Source organism: Arhodomonas sp. KWT, from assembly GCF_010993615.1.
In genome coordinates this window covers 1-1,157 of the sequence record NZ_WNXE01000306.1, presented here as the reverse complement: position 1 = coordinate 1,157, position 1,157 = coordinate 1, and the positions used below count along the sequence as shown (strand labels likewise).

General features: G+C 67.8%; 1 protein-coding gene. It reads left to right on the top strand.

What is annotated here, in order from left to right; translation table 11 throughout:
• Positions 1-1,105: TrkH family potassium uptake protein (locus tag G7A99_RS18205; RefSeq protein ID WP_163142838.1), on the top strand; the 1,105-nt coding region annotated here is incomplete at its 5' end.
• Between the last annotated feature and the right edge of the window lie 52 nt (positions 1,106-1,157).

The following is a 1,157-nucleotide window of genomic DNA, read 5'->3' as shown; positions in this document are numbered from 1 at the left end:
TATTGCCGTGCTCATCCAGCTCGGCGGCCTCGGTGTGATGGCCTTTGCGGTACTCGCGCTCTCCGCCCTCGGGCACCGCATCGGCCTGAGCCACCAGATGCTCCTGCGCGAGGACCTCAACCGGACCTCCATCGGGGACGTGGTCGGCCTCGTGCGGGTGATCTTCCTGCAGGTGATCCTCTTCGAGCTGGTGGGCACGCTGCTGCTCGCGGCACGCTGGGTGCCCGTTCAGGGCTGGGGGGATGGGCTGTTCAACGCCGCCTTCCATGCGATCTCCGCGTTCAACAACGCGGGCTTCTCGCTGTTCCACGGCAGCCTCGCGCAGTGGGCGGGGGACCCGGTGGTGAACCTCACCATCCCGGCGCTCTACATAGCGGGCGGGCTCGGCTTCGCCGTGGTCAACGAGCTGCTCGCGAGACGCAGCATCCGCCGGCTGTCGCTGCATACCAAGCTGATGCTGATCGGCACGATCGCGCTCAACGTCTGGGCGGTTGCCGCCTTCGCCGGACTGGAGTGGCACAATCCGGAGACCCTGGGCGGGCTCGCGCATACCGGCGACCGCCTGTGGGCGGCCTGGTTCCAGGGCACGACACCACGTACCGCCGGGTTCAATACCGTGGACATGGGCGGCATCACGGATGCCAGCGCGCTGATGATGATCTCGCTGATGTTCATCGGTGGTGGCAGTACCTCGACGGCCGGCGGTATCAAGGTCACCACCTTCATGGTGCTGATCTTCGCGACCGGCGCGTTTCTGCGCCGGCGCCACGAGCCCGTGGCCTTCGGCCGCACCATCGGCGCGGAGGACGTGCTCAAGGTCCTCGCGCTGACCTTCATCGGGCTGCTCGCGGTGATGATCGGTGCGTTCCTGCTGGTGGCCACGCACAATCTGCCGTTCCTGGACATCGCCTTCGAGGCGGCGTCCGCCTTCGGCACGGTCGGGCTGTCCCGCGGGGTAACCCCGGAGCTCAACACCTTCGGCGAGTGGGTGATCATGGCGCTGATGTTCCTCGGGCGCGTGGGGCCGCTGTCGGTGGGCTTCGTGCTCGCCACGCCGGCGACCCGGCTACTTCGTTATCCGAGGGCGAGTGTCTACCTCGGCTGAGCCGGCGGGTGCCGGAAAACGCCGTCGCTGTTCCAGGCTAACGCCGGGACGG